This window comes from Allohahella sp. A8 (assembly GCF_047946665.1).
Lineage (GTDB): Bacteria > Pseudomonadota > Gammaproteobacteria > Pseudomonadales > Oleiphilaceae > Allohahella.
Genome location: NZ_CP172312.1, coordinates 3,215,168 through 3,240,769 on the forward strand (window position 1 = coordinate 3,215,168; position 25,602 = coordinate 3,240,769).

Sequence of the window (25,602 nt, forward strand, 5' to 3'; positions counted from 1 at the left end):
TGTGAAAATGCGTAAGGATTTGTCCATAATTGTACGTTTTGCGCACAATCAGGTAGAATCCCGTCACCTGGGCAGGACTCCAGGGGCGCAAGTGTGCTCTGAACAGCGACGTTCGGCACGTAGTGGGGTCATAAGCCTCTCCACCACACCCAGGATACATACTGAAGTCATGCAGTTTCAGACGATCTACTCAGCATTTACGGTTAACAGGGCCCGCTTTCTTGCGACGGTGAGCATGGCGCTATTCCTCACGGCATGCGACGGAAGCTCAAGCGTTACGGACAAATCAACCGGCGAGCCGGGCACCCCTGCAGCCCCTTCCACACCCATTGTGCCCACTGCACCGTCGCAACCAACGACACCATCAGCACCCGCAGGTGAACCTGATTTCGAACTGCTACTTACAGGCGCCGCGCCCGGCACGCCCGTAGCGATCACTGAAGGTACTGCGAGCAAAACACTCATCAGCACGCAGTTTCTTGAAGGCTTTGATAAGTCCGTGTCGTTGAGTGTAGAAGGCCGTGCGGTCGATCTGGAGGACCTGTCCATTGCGCTCTCCGAAACCATGGTGGTGCCAGGTACCGAAACCAACCCCGTACGCGATGTGGAGTTGACACTAAGACTCGCGATCGGTGCTCGCCCAATACTGCCCCATCAGCGAACATTGACTGTAGTTGGCACGAGTGGCGCCGTTACCAAACGGCTGGTACTCGACATCGATGTATCACCGGTCCCCAAACCCGATGTCTATCTATTGATTGGGCAGAGCAATATGTCTGGCGCCAGCGGCGGTGGAAAAAACGCAGGCCCCGGCGGCCCAGATGAACCGCACCCGAGAATTCGACAGCTGAACGTGAAAGGCGACGATGACAGCAGTGGCGCCCATACGAGTCGCTCATTGAATGTCATGCCGCAAGTTTTTGTACGCGCAGAGGATCCATTGCACAAACCCCTCCCCTCTGGGGCATCCTCGAAAGAGGGTGTGAGTATTGGCCCCGGCCTGTCATTCGCCAAAGCCGCGCTCGAGGATACCACCCAGGATATCATCCTCGTTCCAGCCGCCTGGGGTGATACCGGCTTCTGTCGTGAGCTAAGACCTCGTGGTAGCTGGAATGCTGTGGTCCGCAATGTGGGTGATCTGTCCAACGAGACCCGTCTCTATCAACGCGCTTTACTCAGAACGGCTGTCGCCATTGAAGAGAGCGGCGGTATATTGCGCGGTATCATTATGCATCAAGGTGAAAAAGATGCCTCCGATGAGGATAGCAAGGGGCTCGATTGCGTACAGTACTATGCTGAGAATCTGCGATTACTGATCAGTGCTCTGCGCAAGAATATTGTGGCTGACCTCCGTGGCCCAGAATGGCGTGACCCTGAAGCGGCCATTCCCTTCGTAATCGGCACCATGTCGCGAGGTGTGGACGAGCGCGGCGACTACAGCCAGTTCGGCCCCGCAAAGTCCGTAGTGGACGGGGTCCACAGGAACGTGGCGGGCCTGCTGCCCTACGCGGCCTACTCGAACTTCGACGATCTTGTACCGCCAGGCTACGACTGCGGAGCCGGCGATTGCATTCATTTTGGCGCGTCAGCGTACCGAGAAATGGGACGCAGGTATTACATGGCTTTACGTGATGCGGTTGATTCTGAATAATTTTATTGAATGGATTGATTGGCTGAGCAACATTTCAATACACTTCGTAACCCGAAAAGAGGGTCAGCATTCCCGTCATCTGGACTATGCTGACTTAAGTGCCCTCACTTTCTGAGCCATTCGCAGGGTCCGGAGAGTTGGCAAGCACGCTCTACCCGTTATTGACGTGTATTGGAGGCGCTCATGCCCGCATCATGTTTGAAAAAGATGCTGCGTTCTCATCTGATCGACTATACCTCGATTCAGCATGAGCCGGCATATACCGCGAAGTCGCTGCTTGCTGCAACAGGTGTAGACGCAGACATCCTCGCAAAGACCGTGGTATTGCACGTGGACGGCGTCTCGGCTCTGGCCGTCATGACCGCCAGTGCAAAGATTCGCTGGGACAGGCTTTGCCGGGTCATGGGCACGGACTTCATCGAACTGGCTGACGAATCTGAATTTGCCGAGCAGTTCCCTGGCTGTGAACTCGGTGCCATTCCGCCTTTCGGCAGTTTGTTTGGAATGACGGTCTACCTTGACCAGTCGCTGGCGGCTCAGTCTGAAATCGCCTTCAGTGCCGGCACGCACGATGAAATCATCAAGATTTCGATGCAAGACTACAAGCGCCTGGCCAAACCCATCGTACTCGAAGCCGGTTTTATTCGCAGCGCAGAGCAGGCGTCCGGGGAAGTTCCCCCGCTAGCCCAGACAGGTTGAAGCGCCGTTTGGCTTCCCGGTGTAAATGGTGAGTTGAAACATGGCAGCAGTAGTCGATTTTGGCTGCTGCTTTGCCTACAATCGGGCGATGACAACACCCGTAGAGAAACCAGCCATCTCGCCCGCCCACGTCGTGGAGTCGACCCTACTTCATTGCGACGTGCTGGTGATTGGCGGAGGGATAACTGGCGCATCCACTGCCTTGGCAATCGCTAGAAGCTGCCCCGCCGCACACATTATACTTGTCGAAGCTAGTAAGCCTGACCTCGCCGCTTCACAACTCGAGTCTTATTTCTCGCCGCCCGGTTTAAGGGTCAGCGCCCTGAACCTGCAGTCCGAGCGCTTTCTCCGCGGCCTCGACGTCTGGTCTGAGCTCGATGCTCATAGGCTCAAGCCATACACCGCGCTGCAGGTTTCAGAGAATCCCGACGCTTCTCTCAAGTCTGCAACCGCCGTCATAGGCGGTGAAACAACATTCTCAGTTGACGACCTCACCGACTCCGCCATCACGCATCTCGGTACAATTATCGAGAACGACCTGCTCCAGCGGGGGCTCTGGAAACTCATGACCAGACAGCCGAACCTGACACTAATGCAGGCTGAGCTGTTGGACCTGGTTCAGCAGCAGCAGCCGCAGGGTGTAACCGCACATTTGAACGCGGCCGGGCAAGTCCGGGCGGTCCAAGCGCGCCTGCTCATTGGTGCAGATGGTGCAGGTTCCTCGGTTCGTGTGAAAGCGGGCATTCAGCAGATGGCCGAAGGCTATGAGCAGAAGGCGCTGGTGATCGGCGTGGAGCTTGCCGAGCGTGCCGGCGCCATGACCTGGCAGCTGTTCCGACCCGCAGGACCCGTCGCCTACCTGCCCTTATTCGATTGTGAGGGCGCACCGGCCGATCATTGCGCAGCCTATGCATCACTTGTATGGTACGACTCGCCTACACGCATTCAGGCACTCATGCAGCTGGATATGGAGACCCTGCTCGAGCAAGTGCTGCAGAACTTCCCTGACAAATTGCCACGCATTCGACGAATTTACGGCCGAGCAGCGTTTCCACTCGTGAAATCGCATTGTACCAGCTACAGCCGAGGCTCCGTGGTACTCGTGGGCGATGCGGCTCATACTGTCAATCCCTTGGCAGGCCAGGGGCTCAATATGGGCCTGCAGGATGCAGAGGCCCTTTCGGCGACTGTCTGTTCCAAGCTGCTTGCCAGCGATGCAGGCGCTGACGGGCTCGGGCAGGCCTTGCGGAGCTATGAGCGGCAGCGCAAGCCGCAGAATCTGTTGATGACGGCTACTGTCGATGCGTTCTACTATGCCTTCAGCAATGACATCGCACCGTTGAAATTGCTCAGGCGGCTTGGTTTGTCTATCGCCGACAAGGCTGGCCCACTGAAGCGTCGGGTACTGACGCATGCGCTGGGCCTTGATCAGGCGATGGGGTCGCGGGCGGCAGGATTACAGTCGACCCAGCCTACACCATCTCACGCTGTCAACGGAGCGACAGAATCAGAGCAGGTCTGAAGACCTGCCTCAATCGGACCAAGGAGACCAGCATGGCTGAAACTATTTTCGACAAGATCATCAATCGCGAAATCAAGGCTGACATCGTGTACGAGGACGACCAGGCGCTCGCCTTCAGGGATATCAATCCCCAGGCGCCATTACATATCCTGATCATACCGAAGCTACGCATAGCAACGATCAACGATATCAAGCCCGAGCACGAGGCACTCGTTGGGCATCTATTCAGCATCGCAGGCAAGATTGCTCGCGACGAAGGCGTCGCTGAGGATGGCTACAGAGTCGTGATGAACTGTAATGAGGCTGGCGGACAGAGCGTGTATCATATCCATCTACACATGCTTGGCGGCCGAATGCTGGGCTGGCCACCCTTTACGGATCAGCCGAAAGCCCAGGCTTGAGCAGCTGCAGTCTATCTGACGATAAGACTTTCGGTGTCGCTGATCGATATGTGGCGAACATCCTGCCCCTTGATGAGGTAGATCACGTGCTGCGACACGTTGCAGGCATGATCGCCAATCCGCTCGAGCGCTCTGAGCACCCACATAATGTTGAGAATATGGGTAATGGTGCGGGGGTCCTCCATCATTACCGTCACGAGCGAGCGCATCGCAGACTTGTATTCAGAGTCGACCACTTCGTCTTCCTTGATGACCTGGAACGCAGCCTCCGTGTCAAAGCGTGCGAAGGCGTCGAGCGCATTATGTAGCATCCCCAACACCTGGCGGCCGATATTGCGTACCTCGACGAAACCTCTGGCAGAGTCGGAAACATCCAGGCCAGCCAGCGCGATGCTGATCTTTGCGATTTTCTTGGCCTCATCACCCACCCGCTCAAGATCATTCACGATTTTGGCCGATGCTACGACAAGTCTCAAATCGCTCGCAGCTGGCTGACGCATGGCGATAACATTGACCCACTCGCGATCAATGGTCTTCTCAAGCGCATTCACCTGCTTATCCTGGTCACGCACTTGCTCGGCGAGTTCGGTATCCCGGGCGGTCATGGCGGTAATCGCCTGTGAAACCTGCTGCTCGACAAGGCCGCCCATCAGCATGAGGTGCTCCCTCAGCATCGTCAGGTCCTTGTTGAACTGCTGCGAAATGTGGTGTTGATGATCTGTTCCGCTATGGGGCATTTGGCACTCCCTACTCGTTGTTTGCCCGGTCAGCCGTAGCGTCCGGTAATATAGTCTTCTGTCTGTCTTGATGCCGGATTGGTGAAGAGGTCATTGGTACCACCAAACTCGATCAGGTCTCCGATATACATGAAGGCAGTATAATCCGACACACGAGCTGCCTGCTGCATATTATGCGTCACGATCACAATCGTATAATCAGTCTTCAGATTATGAATCAGCTCTTCGATCTTCAAAGTCGACAGTGGGTCGAGCGCCGATGCTGGCTCGTCCAGAAGAAGTACAGCTGGCTTGACCGCAACAGTCCGTGCGATCACAAGGCGCTGCTGCTGTCCGCCAGAAAGACCCAAGGCCGAATCGTGCAGGCGATCCTTTACCTCGTCCCACAGTGCGGCTGAGCGTAGTGCCCACTCGACTGTTTCATCGAGCAATCGCTTCTTGTTGATGCCCTGGATGCGCAGACCATATGTGACGTTTTCGTAGATACTTTTAGGGAAAGGGTTTGGCTTCTGGAACACCATCCCTACGCGACGGCGCAGCTCCGCCACATCAACCGCACGATCATAAATGTTGCGACCTTCAAGTTCGATGCTGCCCTCAATGCGGCAGCCATCTACCAGGTCATTCATTCTGTTGAAGCAGCGCAGCAGGGTCGATTTACCACAGCCAGACGGACCAATGAATGCCGTCACCCTTTTCTGGGGAATCTTCATATTAATGCCGTGAAGCGCTTCCTTCTGGCCGTAAAAGAGTTTGAGATCCTTTACTTCCAGCGCAGTCGCTTCATCATCGATGTTCATGCGCTCATCGCCCTGCACGATATCCCTGATGTTTACCGCATGGGTTTTGGGTGATCGTACGTCATCTGTAGAACTGTTCTTGTCAATCATAGTTGGCGTCACTCAATAAAATTCGGCTGTCTCTGAAAGTGGTTCCGGCTGTTCATTCAGCACCCCGGGAGCCTGGAGGAGTGCTGTGGGCAGAACCTACATTTCCAGCGCTTTGTATTTTTCTCGCAGTCTGTTGCGGATTGCCACCGCGGACAGGTTCAACAGAGCAATGACTGCAACCAACAGCAATGCTGTTGCATAGACCAGCGGCCGCGCGGCCTCAACGTTCGGGCTCTGGAAGCCGACATCGTAGATATGGAAACCTAGATGCATGAACTTCTGGTCCAGATGCAGGTAGGGGTAATTGCCATCGAGCGGCAGCGAAGGCGCCAGTTTTACCACACCTACCAGCATGAGCGGCGCCACCTCGCCAGCCGCACGGGCTATCGCAAGAATCACACCGGTCATCAGTGCAGGAGAAGCCATTGGTATGACTACTCGCCAGAGGGTCTCGGCCTTGGTCGCACCCAGCGCCAGACTGCCCTCCCGGATAGAGCGCGGAATCCTTGAGAGTCCTTCTTCCGTAGCGACGATCACGACGGGCAGAGTCAGGATAGCCAATGTAATCGAAGCCCATAACAAACCGGGCGTGCCAAAGGTCGGTGATGGCAGTGCTTCTTCGAAAAATACATCGTCGATCCCGCCACCGATGAAGTAGATGAAGAAGCCGAGACCGAAGACACCGTAAACGATGGACGGCACGCCAGCGAGATTATTGACAGCAATACGCAGAATGCGAGTAACCGTTCCCTGGTGGGCATATTCTCGCAGATAGACCGCAGCGACCACGCCCAGTGGCGTGACCATGATGGACATCACGATGACCATCAGTACCGTACCGAAAATAGCGGGAAAGACACCCCCTTCGGTATTGGCCTCTCGCGGATCTTCACTGAGGAATTCCCAGATCTTCGAGATATAGAAACCGCCCTTCTCCAGCAGGCCCATATCGTTCGGCTTGAAGCCCCTGACTACCTTGGCGAGCGAAATGGTCTGGGTCTTATCCTGCATGGCTCGCATGACGATGGCGTCACGGTTGATCGCTTCATAAAGTTCGCTGAGCTCGCTCTGCAGCACATCGTACCCTGCATTGGCTTCCGCTTCCCTGGCCTCGACATCAGCAAGCGCCTCAGGTGTGTCCTGGCCATCCAGCGCAAGGCGTCGGCGCTCGAGTCGCAGAGCCTCCAGCTCGGCATTGATGCTGGCGATCCGCCCTTTTTCAATGTCTTCTATCTTTTCGTGGAGTTGCAATGCCCTATCGAGCCGCTCTTCGAAGGCCGGCCAGACATTCTCGCCCGATGCGACGACCTCACCATTCTCACTGACAGCTTCGAGATAACCGTAGAAGTTGCCCCATTCACGACGCTCAAGGACGACGATATCCTGGGGATAGGTGAGTTCCCCGAGGTTTCGACGCAAATACCAGTTAAAGTCGGAACCGCCCAGATCCCTGTTACCGGTCTTGACGAGCCAGCGTTCGACGAAGTTTTGATCCTCAGGCACATCGAGGCCGGTAGCCCGTATCTGCTCGGCAGGTACATCCTCCTGCTCGACTTCCTGCCCTATAAGCGTGATGACGGCGCCCTGATTGCCACTGTAGGACGTTTCGAAAACACTATGCGGCCAGAAATGACTCAATCCCCGTACGGCAATCAAGGCGAGCAAGCCGAATACCATCACAAGGCTGATGGTGACAGCGCCTGCATTGATCCAGATCCAGGGGTCGCCTTTACGGAACCAGTTTCCTAGAGAGATTCGCACTATTCTGCTTTCCTAATCGTGGGTGTCGGTGTTATTTAGATGACACTGTACTTGTTTCTCAGACGCTGCCTGACGAACTCGGCCAGCGTATTGAGCACGAAGGTAAAGACAAACAAGACAAGCGCCGTCAGGAACAGGATACGGTAATGTGAACTCGCCACTTCAGTCTCGGGCATCTCAACCGCGATGTTGGCCGAAAGCGTTCGCATACCTTCAAAAATATTGACGTCCATGATGGGCGTGTTGCCTGTCGCCATTAGAACGATCATGGTCTCACCGACCGCTCGCCCCAGGCCAATCATCACTGCGGAGAATATACCCGGGCTCGCGGTAGGCAAAATGACCCTGACCATGGTCTGCCACTGAGTGGCCCCCAGCGCGAGCGAGCCATAATTGAGGTGCTTGGGCACGCTGAAGATGGCGTCCTCGGTGATCGAAAAGATTGTCGGGATGATCGCAAAACCCATAGCGGCACCAACGACCAGCGCGTTCCGCTGATCGTAGTCAATACCAAGCTCGGACGTGAGATAGTCGCGCATATTGCCGCCAAAGAACCACAGTTCGAGGTATGGACTGACAGCAAAGCTTAACCAGCCTATGAGGAGGATCACTGGAATAAGCAGAAGGGGATCGTAGCCGTCCGGCACCAGGTGCCGCACACGATCCGGCATGTTCGCCCAGATAAAGCCAAACAGCAGAATGCCCAGCGGTGTAATGACCAGGACTGCAAAGACCCCAGGCAGGTTCTCTTCCATGAACGGTGCGAAAAAGAGCCCCGCCAGGAAGCCCAGAATGACCGTAGGCAGGGCCTCCATCAGCTCTATAGATGGCTTGACCTTTTTGCGAACTGCGGGTGCCATGAAGTGCGCGGTATAGATGGCGCCACAGATCGCCAGAGGCACAGCAAGCAGCATGGCATAAAACGCGCCTTTCAATGTGCCGAAGGTCAGCGGCATCAGACTGTACTTGGGTTCGAAGTCCGTGTTCGCCGCTGATGACTGCCATATATACTCCGGCTCATCATAGCCTTCGTACCAGACCTCACTCCAAAGCGCGGAGAAGGACACATCGGGATGCTCGTTATCCACCAGGTAGAGGTGCAGCTGGTCCCGTCCGTCAACGAGCGCGAGTCTGTTGGCTCGAGGCGAGATAGCCAGCCTCAGCACTGGCGAGTCGATAACCTTCTCGGCCAGCAGCCGCGTTTCAGCCGTAGTATTGAAGAAGGCAATCCTGCCGTTTTCATCGCCGGTGACAAAGCCCTTTCGACGATGCTCTGCGGACAGCGCGGTTACGTTGCCGGTGCCGGCTTCAAATGAACGAACTTTCTGCAGCGAGTACTTGTTCTTGTCGTCCCGCACCGGGAACCACTGGCTGACATTTCCCGCAGAGTCGCTCACGAGCAGTGCAAAGTCGCCAAGCAGGAACTGGAGTTTGGTGACCGCAGCGCCGTCTGCCGACAGATCGACCTGGCTCACCAGCTTCGCTTCCGATTTGCGTATATCGAACATCTGCAGAGCCCCATCCTCCAGCAGAACGTATAGCCAGCGACGGTCGGGACTTAGCAGGAGCTGTTGTATGGCGCCATTGATTTCCGGCAGGGCGAGCTCAATCTCTGCCAGGCTGGATTCACCGGTCAGAAAGTTTTCTTCGAGTTCAAATGATTTGCCGAAGAGCTCGTTATTAGCATTGGCGCCAATAAGCACGATGCCGTCATCGCTGCTGCGAGCGGCCACATGCAGCAAGGCCGCCCCAGCTGTTTCCAGTTCTACCGGTGCTTCCAGGCCAGGATAACTGACCGTCGGAGCGATCGTTCGAACCAACTCGCCATCAGGCTGACTCTCGTAGCTGCTTTTATACTGGTGCTCAATGAGGAGCGCTGTACCGTCGGAGAGACCGGCAACAAGTTGCTCATTACCCACCGAACCCTGATTGATGCTGGAAATCCGCACACCTCGCGGGACAGGCAAACGCTCCTGCTTGATCACCACACCGTCATCGACTGCAAAGAAAACGACGCTGTCTTCCGTCAGTCTCATGCCGATCTCGCCCTGCTCCTCCATGGCGAGCCACCATGTCTGCTGGGCCTCTCCAGGCAAGGGATAGCTTGTGACTTCCTCGATCGACGCACTCTTGAACAGCGGTATGACTTCATACAGCAGGTAAAAGAAGATGAGCGAAACCGCGACGATGACGCTCATGCCACCTACGGCAACTGAGACGCTCGCCGCCTTATCCTTGAATGCCCTGCGCTTTCGATAGCGCTGCAGGGCTGGCGTGTCGAAATCAAGCTCCGGACTCGGTATCAGAGTCGGTTCAACCATGTGCCAATTCTCCAGCTATGAAATTGCCCTTCATGCTCTGTCTCACAGTAGCTTCTCAAGACTACCAGCTCGCTCCCCGAGCAGCCCCTGCAGATCGACGAAGCCGCCTAACTGCTGCTCGAGCGCAGGCACGGTGTCGCCGAGCCTAGCCTGTACCTCGGTGCGCAAGCGCTGTTGTATCTCCGCCTGTTTCTTGCCGACAAGTCCCTTGACGGCGCCGCTGAACAGCTTATCCAGGCTCGTCTCCAGACTAACCTTGGGGTTACTGGGATCACCCGTCGCTTGCATCGACATGCTGAAGCGATCCAGATCCTTCAGTGCGTCGAGCAGGGCCGCCTTCAGTGGCGCACTTTCGTTCTGTAGCAGGTTTGCAAGCTGGACCTCGAAGAACTCAGTGTCGACGTTGAGACTCAACTGACCATTACGGATTTCAGCCTTACTCGCCACCTCGAGAAGCGCTTGCGCCAGGGTAAGTGGGAAGTCTTCGTTATCGGAAAATGTGATATCTGAAATCGGCAGCTTCGCCATTTTAAGGCCAAAGGTATCGACGAAGTTCTGCGGATCGACATGGTTGAGCAGACCATTGAAGGTAATCCCACCAGCAGCGTTCTGCTGACTCTCCAGGAAGAGCTTGGCTGGCTTGCCCCAGATATCAGCGCGATCGGTCAGGTCAGTGAATTCGCCCGAAAATGGAATGGCCTTGCCTGGCGCAGGCACTTCGCCTGAAATGTTCAGCTTTTTCACAAGGAACTTCGGCAGACCGTCGCTATAGTCGGTCGTATCTGGCGCGGCTGGACCGCTTTCGTTCGGAGTTTCGCTGCCATTCAGGTAAGGCTGAAGCTTGCCGTACCAGGTATAACCACTCTGGACCCAGCGGGCGAGATCATCGCCGAACAAGGTGCGGGCCAGCTCCTGAACAGAAGCCTGGTCGAGACCCACCATTGCCATAGTGCGCTCAACATCCTTGGCTGGCGCCTTCTGCAATTCTTTCAGCTGCGCCTGCAGCTCCTCAAGGTCAGTGTTGAAGTCGCCTCGCGCACTCTTGATCTGGGAGAGGTCTTGCTCGACCTCCTTTTTCACATTGAGCGCATCACCAGCAGCATTGAGGAAACCGAGCGGATCCTTGTTCTTTTTGACGGCCTTCAGTCGCGCCTTGTAGGCGTCAACCTTTTCCTGATCTGGCAGCTGCTCTATACGCGCCTTCCAGGCGGCCTTCTTTGCCTGGAGATTCTGCTCGAAAGCCTTGGCGAGCTTTGGCGTTTGTAGATCGGCCTTTTCAAGCAGGGCCTTTGGGTCCGGCATTTCCAGAACGGGCAGTTTGAAGTCGTTCTTGAGCTGTTCGACCAGTGGACCTTTCTCATCTGGCGGCGGAGTCAGACCTGGGATGGCACCGCTTGTCTCGCGCGCCGTATTGAAGCGCATACCATCGACATTGGCCGTGTCCACGATGACTTTCGTCTTCAGCAGCGCGGAAAGATCGAGATTGGCGTCGATGAATTCAGCCTGAAACGCATTGCGCATCGGTGTGCCGGGATTTGTGACGGTAAGACCGTTCAGCGTAGCGCCCACTGGATAGAATCGAATGTCGACCGATTCAACCTCCACCTTGGCCTTCACTTGCTTGCTGCCTTCGCTCTCGATCACATACTTTGCAATCACATCGATAAAGACCAAGGCAAGAACGATGAGCAGTACAACCAGTGCAAGAACGTACCCAAGAATTTTGAGAGCTTTCATCGAATGGTCCACATTAGCTGTTTGGCGCACATGCTAACAAAAAATTCACCCATACTCCCTTTTATTCCATTCCGGCAGGCATGACTGCAGCGGATACTCTTCAGCCCCCGCAGTAGATATCAAAAATCCGGCACCCAGTGAGACTGAATGCCGGATCGACTTCCGCGAGCTGAGCTGGAGTTTACTTGCTGATATCGCCCATGACCCTTGCCACGACTGCCGCCGGGAGCGGCACGTAACCATCTTTCACGACCACTTCCTGACCCTGCTTCGAAAGAACCAGCTTGAGGAACTCGCCAGTTATGGGTTCGAGTGGCTTGTTCGGCGCCTTGTTGACATAAACATAGAGGAAACGTGACAGTGGGTACTGACCGGTCGCAGCATTCTGGTGAGTAGCGTCAATGTACTTTCCACCCTCCTTCTTCGCCAGCGGCACCGTCTTCACGCTCGCGGTTCGATAGCCGATGCCTGCGTAGCCCAGGCCATTGAGCGACTCTGAGACACCCTGCACCACCGAGGCTGAGCCAGGCTGTTCATTAACGCCATTCTTGAAATCGCCCTTGCACAGCGCTTCTTCCTTGAAGTAGCCATAGGTGCCGGATACCGAATTGCGGCCATAAAGCTGCAATTGCTGACCGCCGAGCCTACCGGTTACGCCCAGATCTCCCCAGGTATTTACCGGCTTGTCGAAGCCGCACTTCCTGGTCGCAGAAAAAGCGGCATCGACTTCAGCTATGGTCATGCCTTCGATTGGATTGTCCTTGTGAACGAACACTGCAAGCGCATCGATAGCCACAGGGACGGCTGTCGGCTTGTAACCATGACGACTCTCAAAAGCCTGCATTTCGTTGTCTTTCATCTTTCGGCTCATTGGACCGAAATTCGCAGTACCTTCGGTCAGTGCCGGCGGCGCAGTCGACGAGCCTGCAGCCTGAATCTGCACGTTGACGTTGGGATACAACCGCTTGAAATCTTCAGCCCAGAGCGTCATCAGGTTGGCAAGCGTGTCAGAACCTACGCTTGAAACCGTGCCGGAAATGCCACTGGCCTTTTTGTAGACTGGCAGCTCCGGATCGACCTGTGCATGGCTCGCCGCAGAGGCAGAAATCAGTGCAGTAGCTGTAAGTGCGCGAGCGAATCTTTTCATGATCATTATGTATCTCCGTAGTAATCGGGTAGCGGCCCATGTTGTAACCACCGACTGTACGTCTTCATTCGGACGACCAGTCTGTCATAAAAATGCAATAAAAGCCGAGAACAGCGCGATTCTATTTCAACTTTATGACAGTAATGTTACAGCTCGCTAGCGTAGCGGAAGGCTTGCCTGCCAGTTAAACTGCCCTCAATCCAGTGCAAGCCTCAACAAGCGGAAAATAATATGGCCCCTCACGATTCAAGCAGATCTGAACAAAACCTGGCCCTCAGAGTGACAGCCACGGACGGCGATACCAATCAGGATGGCGATATCTTTGCAGGTTGGGTGGTCGCCAAGATGGATCTGGCTGCGGCGAGTCTTGCCGGCCGGGTATCGCGAGGCCGAACAGCCACTGTTGCGATCAAGCAGACGGATTTCCTTTCACCAGTGCGGAAAGGCGGTGAGCTCTCCTGCTATGCCAACATCATAGAAATCGGCAAGAGTTCAATTCATATTTCTGTAGAAGCCTGGACCAGAGACAAGCACCGACAGGAGTTCAGGAAGGTCACCGAAGGCGTATTCGTCATTGTGGCAATTGACGAAGATGGCCGGATCCGTCAAGTGCCACGCTCAGGCTGACGTCGCCATCAAGCCGGCTCGAGCTTGGCCATTGAAAGGATGAGCCACTTTGTCGCACTCGTTTTGGACTGATCATCAGGCAGCTGCTCGAATTTCACCTGTATCCTCGCATGTGCACCATCGCCTTCAAAATTCAGGACGGTACCTTCTCCAAACTTGCTGTGCCGGACCCGACTGCCCAGGCCTGGCATAAATACGCCTGAGTCGACATTCGGCCTCATGTGCGCCGCCTGTCCCGGCAAGCTGTCAAAGCGGGCGCGTTGACCGAACATCGGCTTGGTAACCACTGAATGCAGCCGCACTTCCTGCAGGCACTCAGTCGGGATTTCCCGCACGAAACGTGACACTGGATTGTATTTATCCTGACCATACAGTCTTCGGCATTCGGCGAAGGTCAACACCAGTTTATTCATGGCCCGGGTGACACCGACATAACAGAGGCGGCGCTCCTCTTCCAGGCGCCCGACTTCCTCAAGTGACATCGAGTGCGGAAACAGACCTTCTTCCATACCCACCAGAAAGACGAGCGGAAATTCCAGACCCTTTGCGCTGTGTAGAGTCATGAGCTGAACGGCATCCTGCTCTTCATTAGCCTGCTGCTCCCCGGCGTCGAGCGCGGCATTGGCGAGGAACTCAGCCAGCGGCTCATCTGCGCTTTCGTCGTATTCGGCAACTGCATTGACCATTTCCTGCAGGTTTTCACGGCGCATTTCACCCTTGTCGCCCTTTTCGTTCGCGTGAAACTGGAGCAGGCCTGATTTGTCGAGCACCGCCGCGACCAGCTTTTTCAGGCTCAGCTCGGTCGATAACTGCTGAAGCTCGATGATCACTTCAACGAGCTGAGCCAGACCCTTTTGCGCCTTTCCACGAATCTCGCCACGCTGGAGCAAATCGATACTCGCTTGCCAGAGCGAGCCACCACCTGAGGCACTTTCCTCGCGAATCTGAGCCAGTGTTTTCGCACCAATGCCTCGCGGTGGAATATTCACAATCCGCTCGAACGCTGCGTCGTCCTGAGGCAGACGCAGCAGCCGCAGATATGCCAGGGCATTGCGAATTTCAAGGCGGTCGTAAAAGCGCAGTCCGCCGTAGACGCGATAGGCCACACCATGCCTGACCAGCGCCTCCTCGATAACCCGCGACTGGGCGTTGGAGCGATACAGAATGGCGATGTCCTGCAGCGCCCGCGCCTGCGTCAGCGCTGTCTGTATCGTTTCAACGATGTAATTGGCCTCATCCTGCTCGTTGAAAGCGGCATATACATCTATGGGCTCGCCATCACCAGCGTCTGTCCACAAGAACTTGCCCAGACGCGAGGGATTATTATTGATAACTGCGTTGGCGGCTTTCAGGATGTTGCCAGTCGAACGATAGTTCTGTTCCAGCCGCACCACTTCCGTCGAGCCCATATCACTCTGGAACGACAGGATGTTTTCGATTTTGGCGCCACGCCAGCCATATATGGACTGGTCGTCATCTCCCACGACAGTCACAGCGGCCTGCTGCCCGGCCAGCACCCTGAGCCAGGCATATTGAATGGTGTTGGTGTCCTGAAACTCATCCACGAGCAGGTGGCGGAAGCGCTGCTGGTAGCGGGCGAGGATCGCTGGTTGTTGCCGCCATAGCTCATGACTTCGCAGCAGGAGCTCGCCGAAATCCACGATCCCTGCTTTCAGGCAGGCCTTTTCGTAAGCCAGGTAGATGCGCTTCATTGTCGCCTGCCAGATACGGTCACCTTCCGGCACACTGGCGGCGCGCAGCCCCTCATCCTTTTGCTTGTTGATGAAGCCGGCCGCTTCGCGCGGCGCGAAGCTGGCTTCATCGATCTGCAGCTCTCTGATTACACGTTTGACCAGCCTGAGCTGGTCATCGGAATCGATGACCTGAAAATTTTCGGGTAGGCCGGCCTCTTTCCAGTGGTATCGCAGCAGACGATGCGCGATGCCGTGAAAAGTCCCGACCCAGAGGTTTCTCACCGGCCCTGACAGCATTGGCTCTAGCCGATGTCGCATTTCGCGCGCTGCCTTATTCGTAAAGGTGACGGCAAGCACCTCCTGCGGCTGCAGGCCCTGCGCCCTCATGACATAAACGATGCGATGAACGAGCACACGGGTCTTGCCGCTGCCGGCGCCGGCCAGCACGAGCAGATGCTGACTGTCCGAAGTAACGGCTTCGCGTTGCGGGCCGTTCAGGCCGTCGACGATCTGACTGATATCCATGTTCAAAATGTTCGGCCCGTTCAATCGGCAAAGGACGCACTGTACAAAAACACAGCGCTACTTGTAAATGGGTTTGACTCGTCTACTTTTTTAGCTGCCGTTTCCCAGTTTATGTTGTAAAGTTACCTCGGGCATTGAGCAAGTGCCCTGAGTTCTGTACGACACATACGATTTTGACCAATTACAATAACAGGCAGCATCGCACTCTTATGACACAAACTACAGACTTTGCTTCGAACCTCTTCGCGGACTTTCAGAAGTCCTCCTCCAAAATGAACAGCGACGATCCTTCAGCCGATGAAGGTGGACGCAAGGACCGGCCAAGCGCCACGCGCAAGCTCGAAACACGTCGAGCCATTGAAGACTACATGGAGCTCAAGCGGCTTCACACCAGCACTGACGACTACGCCTTCGATTTCGACGAGTAGCTCCGTCGCGACCGTTCGATGACTATCCGATCGGTCGCCCTCCCAATGGCTTCTGGCTGCGCAGACATTTTACCTGCTGGTAGACTCATCCTCGCGCAGCCGCGAAGACGGCCTGTGCTTCTTTCGGCCTGCTCCGGAGCGACACGTACGATCTGACAAATACAACAACAAAGGTCTCAAGATGTCAGCCATCCTTCCTGAATTTTTCGAATTTTCGATGCCTTCGCGGGTGATCTATGGCGCGAACATCATCGATGATCTGGATGAGTCTATCGCCGGTTTCGGGCTCAGGAAAGCCATGCTGGTTACCGACGGCATCATCGTCGACCTGGGCCTTGCAGACCGCCTTAAGGCCTGTCTGGCCGGCAAGAACGTCGTTATTGGTGAAGTCTTTGCCGATGTGCCAGCGAACTCCACGATCGCCACAGTAGAACGTTGCGCCGAACGTATCCGCAACAGCCGATGCAATATGATTATCGGCCTGGGCGGCGGCAGTGTGATGGATACCGCGAAAGTTGCCAACATCCTGGCTGTCAAAGGTGGTCGGGCTGAAGATCACATGGGCGCTTACCTGCTGGGCGACGACGTGCTTCTGCCATTGATCCTGATTCCAACCACCGCTGGTACTGGCTCGGAAGTCACCAAAGTCGCGATCATCGCCGACCCCGAAAAGAATATCAAACTGCCCTTCGCCGAAACTCAGTTCTTCCCCCAACTCGCCATTCTGGACCCGACACTCACCACAAGCATGCCGCCCGGGCTCACTGCAGCAACTGGCATGGACGCACTCACCCATGCCATAGAGGCCTATGTGAGTCGCGAGGCACAGCCAGCGTCGGACGCACTTGCGCTCTATGTCGTGCGACTGGTGAACGAAACGCTGCTCGACGCCTGCCGCGAACCAGCAAATCTCGAATTCAGGGGTCGCATGCTGGTGGCATCCTGTCTGGCGGGCATGGCCTTCACTCAGTCAATGGTCGGCATGGTTCACGGCATATCGCATGCGCTCGGCGGGGTGTATCACATTCCTCATGGCCTTGCGAATGCACTGGTGCTGCCAGAAGTGATGAACTACAACATGTCTGCCTGCAGCCGCCGCTACGCTGATATCGCGGAAGCCATGCGGATCGAATTACCAAAGCCTGTGGCCACCGCGAAAAACCTGCTGGATCTGGCCGGCTTTCGCAAGGTCGGATCGCTTGTCGACAAAGGCCGCTTGATAGATGAGGTCGTTAGAATGGCCGAAGCGCGGGCAGCTGTCCTGCGAATCCGTGAGCTACTCGGACAGCTGGCAACAGTTGCCGCCCTGCCCCTGAACCTTATGAACGCCGGCGTGGACGCGGATTTCGCCAAGCTCGATCTCGTGGTGGACGCCGCCATGATGGACGGGTCGATGCTATATAACCCTAGGGACGTCACGTCGGAAAGTGTCAACGTCATACTGAAGAAGCTCCACTCGCAGAGACCATCGCCGGTCAGCTACCTCCCGCCAATCAGCGCTTCTGCGGCTAGCGCTGACAGCACGAAGGAAAAAGCCCGCGTGTTCGAAGACTCGACGATGATCTATGACGTGCTGGGCAATTTCTATCAATCGCTCATCGACCACGAAGAGCTCGGCCCCCGTCTGCTGAACTCGCACCTTGTCGTTCAGTTCCGCTACTCCGATCCTGAAGCCGTCATTACCCTGGATGCCTCTGGGAGCGAAGTCGTGCTATATCTGGGCGATGTCTACGACGGTGTACCTGAAGTGACGATGAGTATGAAAGCCGATTTCGCACATGCCTTCTGGCAGGGCAAAGCCAACTTCCTCACGGCGCTCACCCGAAGGCAGGTGACATCGAAGGGCAACGTGCCGAAGGCTGTGAAGCTACTGCCGATACTCAAGCCAGCTTACGAGCTTTACCCCGAGCACCTGAAGAGCCATGGCCACGGCCATCTCATTCTGGCGAGCTGAGGGTGAATAGACGATGATCTGATGAGACCTGAGCGTCGTCTACATATAAACGGCCATTGCTGTTGTTCCTGTAGCCGTTTCCCGATGTCGAATCTTCCATATTCGAACCACTAACGGAATCATAATCATGAACCTCAATCAGCTCAAAGCCCGTCAGGACGAACTGCAACACATCAATATCATCACAAACGAAGGTGATATCTATCTGGTGGAAGCGGCATTTGCCGACCATACTGAACTGCTGGTCAACGACAATGGCTCGCCAAGAACCTACGCTGGCGTTTACCATGTCAAGGAATCGCTTGAATCACTTCGTATTCCAGCCTATAAACTGGTCTTCGACTCGCCTTACGAGGAAATCTGAACGCATGTCCGGCACGGCTAATTGATGCAGAAAGTAACCGCCAGAATTACCCCCGAGGGCAGCATGGATCTGCTGTCCCAAGCCGAAGTCGAGCAACTCAGGGATACAAGCCAGGGCGGCCTTCATCAGCTGTTCCGAAACTGTGCGCTCGCCGTGCTCAACAGCGGGGAGTTAAGCGATAATCCCCACGAGATTGAACGTCTCTTCCACGACTTCGACATTCAGGTTATTCAGCAGCCACGGGGTATCAAACTCGAACTGATCAATGCGCCCGCCTCGGCCTTCGTCGACGGTAAGCTCGTGCTTGGCATAAAAGAACAGCTGTATGCAGTACTGAGAGACGTCGTCTATGCCCACTCGGGACGTCAGATATTCGACCCGGAAGCACTTGTACCAACTGAAACGCAGGGTGCCGCAGATACAGCGACCGCCGTTCCAGGCTCGGCGATCACCAATGGTGTATTCGACCTGCTTCGAAATGCTGGCGTGCTGGTTCCACGCCGCACGCCAAATCTCGTAGTCTGCTGGGGCGGCCACTCAATCAGTCGTGAAGAATACGATTTTACCAAGGAAGTCGGACACTCCCTCGGCATTCGTGGCTTTGATATCTGCACTGGTTGCGGTCCTGGCGCAATGAAAGGCCCGATGAAGGGGGCAACTATCGCTCATGCCAAACAGCGCATTCGCAATGGTCGCTACCTGGGCGTCACCGAACCCGGCATCATCGCGGCCGAATCGCCCAACCCCATTGTGAATGAGCTCGTCATCCTTCCAGACATCGAGAAGCGGCTGGAAGCCTTCGTGCGAATTGCTCACAGCATTATCGTCTTTCCGGGCGGTGCGGGCACAGCGGAAGAGATTCTTTATCTGCTAGGTGTGCTGCTGAATCCGCGGAATGCCAAACTGCCCTTCCCGCTCATCTTCTCGGGAAACAAGGCATCCGAGAGCTACTTCAGAACGATCGACGATTTCATTCAGCGTACGCTAGGGCCTGAAGCCACCAGGCATTACAAGATCATCATCGATGATCCGGAGCAAACTGCACGCGAAGTTCGGCTCGGCATTCAGAACGTGACCTATTATCGCAAATCTCATGGCGATGCCTTCTATTTCAACTGGCTGCTCAGCATTGACGAGGCCTTCCAGATTCCATTCATCCCCACGCACCAGTCGATGGCAGCGCTCGAACTCCATCGGGAGCAGCCGCTCCATCTGCTTGCAGCGAATCTACGTAGAGCCTTCTCGGGCATCGTGGCTGGCAACGTCAAAGCTGATGGCATTCGGCAGATCATGCAGCATGGCCCCTTCCGCCTGAAAGGTGATCGCGACCTGGTCTCGGCGCTTGGCTCCTTGCTCGAGGGCTTCGTTGAGCAACAGCGGATGAAGCTGCCCGGCAGCACCTATGAACCCTGCTATACCTTCGAACTTGTTTAGTGTTCCAACAGGAACACTAAATTTCGGGGGGTTCTCCTCGCCCTAATCGATCTGCGCATAACCCGAGTGATACCTTCGGTGACAGAGCTTGCGCAAACCTTAACTTGAGTCTTTTGGTTACACTGTCTATCATGCGGCCCGAACGTCGAAGGACAACTTTGATGAAACCGCTCTCCTCAGCCCCGAGTGTCTTCATCAAATCTGTTTTAGACTCCGGAGTCATCTATGCTGTTGTCCCTGAACCCAGAGATCCTGCTCGCGTCCTTTGTCGTACTCGTAGGCCTCACCTATTCCACGAACTCATTGCTGCTCAATCTGATCGAGCGGAAAAAAGCTGCGCGTTCGCAGGACCCGCTGGATGGTGATGCCGACGCAGCCGATCTGCTCTAGATCCGGTAGTGGCGCAACACTGACTTAGCGGTCAGTCTGATTTCTCACGGCGTCATGTAGCGGCGCCAGTCTCGCGAGAAGCGCGTTGACGGCGGCTGTCGGAATGCCCTGGTCCTCCATGGCGAGAGCCAGTGTTTCAGCCACACTATTGAAGTGACTCTGCCTGATGTCCATGCCCCTGTGGACATCAGCCATGCTATCGCCTTCGTAGCGGCATGGTCCGCCACTCAGCTCGCAAAGATGGGACACGAACTGTGTTCTGAAGCGTTCTATATTGGTGTTCTGCCAGAAGTGCACGATCTTGTCATTTCCTGACAATCGGAACAAAAACTGATCAGCAATACCCTCGATGCCTTCCAGCCCGCCGAGCGCCCGATACAACCCATCGTCGGCTTGACTTACTGCACCGTCCACAGTGGTCTCAGACTTCTGATAACTGGCACAGCCTGAAAATAACAGGCTGACCAGATAGACATGAATAATGAGCAGCAGGCGCATAGCGCTTAACGCATCTCTTCTTCCGTATCTTCCGCTCACTGGAGATTTCCCGTGTTCAGATGAACCGACAGATAAAGGCCTTCCTGCTGCTTCAAACCGGCTATCGTGCCGAGATCAGCATAAGCAGCGACCAGCGAAACGGCCTTGGACGGAAACCATCCAACGAAAACATCGCGCCAGTCGTGCTCACGTACACCCGCAAGATTGTCAGGCTTCTGCCGGTACTCAATCCCTGCCGCCCAGTAACGATTGATGAAGATGGCAAGACTGGTTTCCGCAACGATCGCCCGCCCCTGTCCAGCGGCGCCAAAGCCTAACAGCCCGGTCTGGTTGGCGTCGGTGTACCTCAACGTCGTATTCAAGGCCAGATTACGCCCCCACACGGCATCCAGCCATACCTTGCTGGCTGCAATATAGACATCTACGCCGGCATCATCATCGGCACCAAGCGCAAAGGCCACTTCGGCCTCGGTATTGCGCTTGTACTGCACTCCAGCCGATAACTGCGGCATCGTCCCATAGATGGTGTCGCCCGCAAGCCGGACCTTGGCACCTACAACGTGTTGCTCGATCGTCAGATCGAGGGGCTCCACACGCAACCACTGTTTTGCGAGCGACAGCTCGACACGATTGTAAAAGCCGAGCAGCAGACCAGTGGTTTTCAGATCGAAATCATCAACGTTCACACTGCTCGCAGATACCGTCGCCGCTATTTCATCCTCACTGGCATAGCTGCCGATGAACGCCCACGGCAGCAAGCCACCGCCACCAGCGCCTTCGATATTGACTGCCCCGGCAGTACCCAGAATCTTGCTGCCCGGCAAGCCCTCGGCTGCAGCCAGAGCAGGCATAGTCAGCAGCAGCGTCAACAGCGCACACAGGCGAATGTGTTTCAAATGAGGAGACTCTGGCGCTTTTCCTCGAATTCATCCAGCCAGACCTCCAGCGCGGCGGGAGGCAATGGCCTGCTGTACCAGTAACCCTGGAGATACTCACAGCCCCAGGCCGTCAGCAGCTTCGCAGAGGCTTCATTTTCAACGCCCTCGGCAACGACGCTGAGACCGAGGTTATGACCCATGTCAATGATAGAGCGCACCAGACGTTGGTCGGTCTCCTGTTCATCCAGCTTGAGAATGAAGGATTTGTCGATCTTCACTTCCTGAACAGGAATCAGCTTCAACTGGGATAGAGAGGAATAGCCCGTACCGAAGTCGTCCATCGACAGACAGAACCCGGCATTCCTGAGCCGCTCCAGTTGGGCAATGGCCGCCGCTGGATCGCTGATGGTTGCGCTCTCGGTAATCTCGAAGTGCAGATAATGGCTTGGCAGACCCGCTTCTTCGAGCTGCCCCAGCAGTCGATCCACCAAGGACTTGCTCAATAGATCGTGGGCACTGAGATTGACACTGACGGTTATGTGTCGACCATTACTCAACCAAACCAGCTGCTGACGTATGACTTCCCTGATAACCCAGTCGGTTATCAACAGAATATCGCCTGAGTGCTCGGCCAGTGGAATGAACTCGTCCGGGAACATCTGTCCCATCTCGGCATCGCGCCATCGCAGCAACGCTTCCACCTGCTGACAGCGACCCACGCTGGATTCGACCTTGGGCTGGTAGTTCAGTTCGAACCCGCCGCGGTGGAGGGCCAGCTGAAGGCGACTGGTTATGCGGATCTGCCGAAGATGCAGCTCGTCCATACCAATCTCGTAGACGGAGGCTGTATTGCGTGCCAGCTCAGCGCCCTTCAGGGCGATGTGGGCACGGCGCAGCAGGTCATCATAAGAGGCGCCATGATCCGGCGATAATACGATACCCACATGGAGTTCAACACGAACTTCGATGCCTTCTGCTTCGAAAGGCTCTTCGACGATCGAAAGTATTTTCTCAGTGAGCGCAGTAAGTCCCGAGTGGTCCAGCTGATCGCAATAGCCGAAGAAACGATCGGCATCGATTCGGGCAATCATATCGCCACGCCGGAGCAGTCGGCGCGCCCTGTCTGCGAACTGTTGCAGCAGGTCATCGGCGAAGCGCTGCCCGTACACATCTGTCAGAGGCGTAAGGTTGGTCAGTCGGATCAACGCCAGACCGAAGCGAGCCACACCGCCAGCTTCAAACTTCCGGTTCTCGATCACCTTGCTGATATAGTCACGGTTCGGCAGCGAGGTCAGCAGATCATGCTCTGCCTGAAACTGAATCCTGCGCTCGCGCTCCCCGATGGCCTCACCCATGGTATGCAGGGCCGTCTCCAGCTGCATGAATTCTGCAGCGGCCTTCAGCCGATGAACCTGGGTGTAATCACCGCTCGCAATGCGGCGTGCGCGCGCCACCAGCCCCTCTATAGGCTTGCTTAGACTTCGGGCGAAAAACAGGGCCAACATGAGCGAAAGCAGCAGCGCCGCTATCGCGATTGCGGATATCTGCTGGCGCAACTGTGAGAAATCGGCCAGGCGAGCATCGAGCGATTTTGACACCAGCCCCGTCACATTGGCATCACTTGCCTGAAAGCTCAGCGGCTGACTGAACCAGCTTTCCGTCAGTAGGTGAGCTCGCAATGATTTCCGCGCCTCATCCAGGCGTTTCTGGTTATCAGGGTCAGTGCGCAGGAGGTCCTCGGGCAGGGTCGAAATAAGTCCAAATACGTCTTCAGCATTGACCGTTCGCGCCTCGGCGTTGGAAGACATACGGCGGAACATAAAGGTGATGTCAGCCCTCGTAATGGACTTGAACGACTCCATGAGTTCTACGTCCAGTCTGAAGCCGAGCCCTACCCACGCCAACAGGCCAGGCGCCCTTACCGGCACGAGGGCCAGCTGGAACAACTCGTCTTCAGCGACGATGAAACGAACGAATGCTTCACCCCCGCTGGCCTCCAGATCATCAACAAGCGTGCCTGGCAGGGTGTGAGAAGCGGCCAGCACCTTCCCCTCCGGACTGAGCAAGGCAACGAGCGCCGCACCGGCCCTTTCACCGTGGTTGCCTAGCGCACTCATCGCCGTGTCAAGCTCGCCAGTGGCGATGGCACGCTTCAGACCAAAGTCCGCAGCCAGAATGCTGCTGCGGTCGAGAAGCTGCAGAGAGCGATCTTCGAGGATTGCACTGAAAACCCGCTGCGCGGTCTGCAACTCATCACGAGTCTCGCGCACGATCGATTGCTCGGTAGCCGTAAAGACGGCGTAGACCGTCGCACCGAGCGCCGCCGCGATAAGAATGGAGAATACCAGCAGCAGCTGGGACTTGAAGCTGTTCATCAACGCTGAATCGTCACTGTTGCGAGCTACCCTTCCTGTAGCCCTGGAGACGGCTTTTCAGATCTGAAATCGACTGTGGTGCAACTGGCTTGAAGCGAATTGGCAATGTGGCGGTGACGCTTCCGCTGGCAACGCGAGCTACTTCGAGCTGCGTTTCCAGTGCCTCTTTGGCCCCAAGCTGTTCATGCCATAGGCTCATGATGAGCCGTTCTGCAGCGGTCGGCTTTGCCTGATACTGTAGACGGACCCGGCCGTGTTCATCAGTTACGCCATATACAGCCTGTTCAGTCACCAGGACGGCGGCCCGCATACTGTCGTGGATGTTGCAGCCGAGCAGAACGATACCAGTCTTGCCGAAAACGACTGGCGGCGCCTCATCGGCGTGGTACAGGGAGAGCTCGAAAGGCTTTGCTTCTGAAAACGAATACACGTGATGACGCACATTGTCGCTATTGGGAAACCACACGTTGCTCCCGCGCGGTATGACGCTCATCAGCGGCACGAACTGCTCGTCAATCTGATCAATTTCAATGCGGTTATTTCCGTCGATGGGGTCCGCCCCTGCTCCACCTGCAGCTGGAACATCGTGCAGAACAGTCGCGACGCCCGGTATGACCCGCCCATCAAGATCTGTGACGACTACTTCCAGCTCAGCGGCGGCAACACGATTTGATATGGTTGAGACTATCAGCAGGCAGAGGGCGCCACAGCCTATCCTTGCCAACCATGCGGTAGCGTAGGGCTTGTAGATTGCTGAAGTAAAATGAGTCAATGGAATACCCGAAACACCAGTGTCGAATGAAAGCATTCAACCGATGTACTCAACTATAGTCGATAGGCTCTGCTGCGCCACACGCAGCGTGGGATCTCAACAACCATTCGTGGATCTGGAAATAAGCGGGCGGGAATTCGGCTCCATGGCCGCCTGATAGGTGACCTGGCAAGCCGATGGATCAACCGCATTCAGCGCCCTGATGGTGACCACCTGAACCGAGTTCGGCCCATCTTCCACTAGCGCGACATCAGCGTTCATGGTCAGAGGGATCGTTTCAGAGCTGATATTGAAATCCGCCGCAGGCAATTTTGCCGCGGCCAGAATGCCGGCGTCATTGGCTGCAGGATAACCGAACTCCAGACGCACCTGAGCTTTCTGCACCATGACTTGCTCAGCCTGCGTGCCGTCCTTCAGATAGGCCGCGTATGACATGGCGGCAGCCGACTTGAGCGCGCTTTCGACGCCACTGAGCAGTATGGAACGCGACTCACCGTTCACTCCGGCAAACTTGGGAAATACAATGGCTGACAGGATGCCCACAATTACGATAAGCATTGCAAGTTCAACTAGCGTGAAGCCGCTCTTTGCCTGTTTCATACATCACCCGCTCACGGTGTTACCATTTCCTAAGACACTTGTCCGCTATGGTTGATTATACGGGGTGCATAAGAAATGACCGTGGCGATAGCGTTGCGCTTTGCGGGAAATCTGTGTGCTCACTGTCTCGCTTTGTAACCATAGCGACAGCGCCTGGAAGCGAGGCTAGTGAGGCAGGCGGAGTGAGACAGTGCCAC

Annotated in this window: 22 protein-coding genes; 10 read left to right on the forward strand and 12 right to left on the reverse strand. The window is 55.7% G+C overall.

Annotated features, from left to right (window positions below):
• Positions 1 to 169 precede the first annotated feature (169 nt).
• The 4 genes from ACH3PB_RS14395 (at position 170) to ACH3PB_RS14410 (ending at position 4,273) form a co-directional block, all read left to right on the forward strand.
• The gene (locus tag ACH3PB_RS14395; protein WP_416395978.1) at positions 170 to 1,651 is read left to right on the forward strand and encodes a sialate O-acetylesterase; all 1,482 of its coding nucleotides are present in this window, start codon (positions 170 to 172) and stop codon (positions 1,649 to 1,651) included.
• 183 nt (positions 1,652 to 1,834) lie between these two features.
• Entirely contained in the window at positions 1,835 to 2,350 is a 516-nt protein-coding gene (locus ACH3PB_RS14400) for an aminoacyl-tRNA deacylase (protein WP_416395980.1), read from the forward strand.
• A gap of 40 nt (positions 2,351 to 2,390) precedes the next feature.
• A complete protein-coding gene (locus tag ACH3PB_RS14405) occupies positions 2,391 to 3,872 on the forward strand; it encodes an FAD-dependent oxidoreductase (RefSeq protein ID WP_416395982.1) in 1,482 nt (493 codons plus the stop codon).
• 32 nt (positions 3,873 to 3,904) lie between these two features.
• A complete protein-coding gene (locus tag ACH3PB_RS14410; protein WP_416395984.1) occupies positions 3,905 to 4,273 on the forward strand; it encodes a histidine triad nucleotide-binding protein in 369 nt (122 codons plus the stop codon).
• Positions 4,274 to 4,284: 11 nt separating this feature from the next.
• Here the strand turns inward: ACH3PB_RS14410 and phoU are convergent, their stop codons facing one another.
• The 6 genes from phoU to ACH3PB_RS14440 all read right to left on the reverse strand — a co-directional run bounded on the left by phoU (position 4,285) and on the right by ACH3PB_RS14440 (position 12,872).
• On the reverse strand, positions 4,285 to 5,010 hold the full coding sequence (phoU, locus tag ACH3PB_RS14415) for a phosphate signaling complex protein PhoU (protein ID WP_416395985.1): 726 nt from the start codon (positions 5,008 to 5,010) through the stop codon (positions 4,285 to 4,287).
• A gap of 29 nt (positions 5,011 to 5,039) precedes the next feature.
• The gene (gene pstB / locus ACH3PB_RS14420; RefSeq protein WP_416399468.1) at positions 5,040 to 5,810 is read right to left on the reverse strand and encodes a phosphate ABC transporter ATP-binding protein PstB; all 771 of its coding nucleotides are present in this window, start codon (positions 5,808 to 5,810) and stop codon (positions 5,040 to 5,042) included.
• A gap of 186 nt (positions 5,811 to 5,996) precedes the next feature.
• Positions 5,997 to 7,661 (reverse strand): phosphate ABC transporter permease PstA, encoded by a 1,665-nt coding sequence (gene pstA, locus ACH3PB_RS14425; protein WP_416395987.1) that lies wholly within the window; start codon positions 7,659 to 7,661, stop codon positions 5,997 to 5,999.
• 35 nt (positions 7,662 to 7,696) lie between these two features.
• Positions 7,697 to 9,982: an ABC transporter permease subunit gene (locus tag ACH3PB_RS14430; protein WP_416395989.1), complete on the reverse strand. Its 2,286-nt coding sequence runs from the start codon at positions 9,980 to 9,982 to the stop codon at positions 7,697 to 7,699.
• 42 nt (positions 9,983 to 10,024) lie between these two features.
• On the reverse strand, positions 10,025 to 11,719 hold the full coding sequence (locus tag ACH3PB_RS14435) for a TIGR03545 family protein (protein WP_416395991.1): 1,695 nt from the start codon (positions 11,717 to 11,719) through the stop codon (positions 10,025 to 10,027).
• Between the two features lie 181 nt (positions 11,720 to 11,900).
• Positions 11,901 to 12,872: a PstS family phosphate ABC transporter substrate-binding protein gene (locus tag ACH3PB_RS14440; protein WP_416395993.1), complete on the reverse strand. Its 972-nt coding sequence runs from the start codon at positions 12,870 to 12,872 to the stop codon at positions 11,901 to 11,903.
• Between the two features lie 273 nt (positions 12,873 to 13,145).
• On the opposite strand from ACH3PB_RS14440, the gene ACH3PB_RS14445 reads away from it, so the two are divergent.
• Positions 13,146 to 13,493 (forward strand): acyl-CoA thioesterase, encoded by a 348-nt coding sequence (locus tag ACH3PB_RS14445; protein ID WP_416395994.1) that lies wholly within the window; start codon positions 13,146 to 13,148, stop codon positions 13,491 to 13,493.
• Between the two features lie 8 nt (positions 13,494 to 13,501).
• On the opposite strand, the gene uvrD is transcribed toward ACH3PB_RS14445, so the two are convergent.
• Positions 13,502 to 15,712, reverse strand: a complete 2,211-nt coding sequence (gene uvrD / locus ACH3PB_RS14450; protein WP_416395995.1) for a DNA helicase II — start codon at positions 15,710 to 15,712, stop codon at positions 13,502 to 13,504.
• 209 nt (positions 15,713 to 15,921) lie between these two features.
• Here uvrD and ACH3PB_RS14455 point away from each other — a divergent pair, with 209 nt between their 5' ends.
• From ACH3PB_RS14455 to ACH3PB_RS14475, 5 genes are all read left to right on the forward strand, one after another.
• On the forward strand, positions 15,922 to 16,140 hold the full coding sequence (locus tag ACH3PB_RS14455) for a PA3496 family putative envelope integrity protein (protein WP_416395996.1): 219 nt from the start codon (positions 15,922 to 15,924) through the stop codon (positions 16,138 to 16,140).
• Positions 16,141 to 16,321: 181 nt separating this feature from the next.
• Positions 16,322 to 18,094: an iron-containing alcohol dehydrogenase gene (locus ACH3PB_RS14460; RefSeq protein WP_416395998.1), complete on the forward strand. Its 1,773-nt coding sequence runs from the start codon at positions 16,322 to 16,324 to the stop codon at positions 18,092 to 18,094.
• A gap of 127 nt (positions 18,095 to 18,221) precedes the next feature.
• Positions 18,222 to 18,458, forward strand: a complete 237-nt coding sequence (locus tag ACH3PB_RS14465) for a DUF6482 family protein (RefSeq protein ID WP_416396000.1) — start codon at positions 18,222 to 18,224, stop codon at positions 18,456 to 18,458.
• Between the two features lie 21 nt (positions 18,459 to 18,479).
• Positions 18,480 to 19,892, forward strand: a complete 1,413-nt coding sequence (gene ppnN, locus ACH3PB_RS14470) for a nucleotide 5'-monophosphate nucleosidase PpnN (RefSeq protein ID WP_416396002.1) — start codon at positions 18,480 to 18,482, stop codon at positions 19,890 to 19,892.
• Between the two features lie 225 nt (positions 19,893 to 20,117).
• Entirely contained in the window at positions 20,118 to 20,282 is a 165-nt protein-coding gene (locus ACH3PB_RS14475; RefSeq protein WP_416396004.1) for a hypothetical protein, read from the forward strand.
• Between the two features lie 24 nt (positions 20,283 to 20,306).
• On the opposite strand, the gene ACH3PB_RS14480 is transcribed toward ACH3PB_RS14475, so the two are convergent.
• Genes ACH3PB_RS14480 through ACH3PB_RS14500 form a run of 5 tightly spaced genes read right to left on the reverse strand, consistent with a single transcriptional unit; the run spans position 20,307 to position 25,405 of the window.
• The gene (locus ACH3PB_RS14480; RefSeq protein WP_416396006.1) at positions 20,307 to 20,819 is read right to left on the reverse strand and encodes a group I truncated hemoglobin; all 513 of its coding nucleotides are present in this window, start codon (positions 20,817 to 20,819) and stop codon (positions 20,307 to 20,309) included.
• Positions 20,816 to 21,676 (reverse strand): DUF3034 family protein, encoded by an 861-nt coding sequence (locus ACH3PB_RS14485; RefSeq protein WP_416396008.1) that lies wholly within the window; start codon positions 21,674 to 21,676, stop codon positions 20,816 to 20,818. Before ACH3PB_RS14485 ends, ACH3PB_RS14480 begins: the two co-directional genes overlap by 4 nt.
• Positions 21,673 to 24,033 carry an EAL domain-containing protein gene (locus ACH3PB_RS14490; protein WP_416396010.1) on the reverse strand — a complete coding sequence of 787 codons (2,361 nt, stop codon included), beginning with the start codon at positions 24,031 to 24,033 and terminating at the stop codon, positions 21,673 to 21,675. The genes ACH3PB_RS14485 and ACH3PB_RS14490 overlap by 4 nt, the downstream gene beginning before the upstream one ends.
• Positions 24,034 to 24,046: 13 nt before the next feature.
• Positions 24,047 to 24,841 (reverse strand): methylamine utilization protein, encoded by a 795-nt coding sequence (locus ACH3PB_RS14495; RefSeq protein ID WP_416396012.1) that lies wholly within the window; start codon positions 24,839 to 24,841, stop codon positions 24,047 to 24,049.
• A gap of 60 nt (positions 24,842 to 24,901) precedes the next feature.
• Positions 24,902 to 25,405 carry a hypothetical protein gene (locus tag ACH3PB_RS14500; protein ID WP_416396013.1) on the reverse strand — a complete coding sequence of 168 codons (504 nt, stop codon included), beginning with the start codon at positions 25,403 to 25,405 and terminating at the stop codon, positions 24,902 to 24,904.
• Between the last annotated feature and the right edge of the window lie 197 nt (positions 25,406 to 25,602).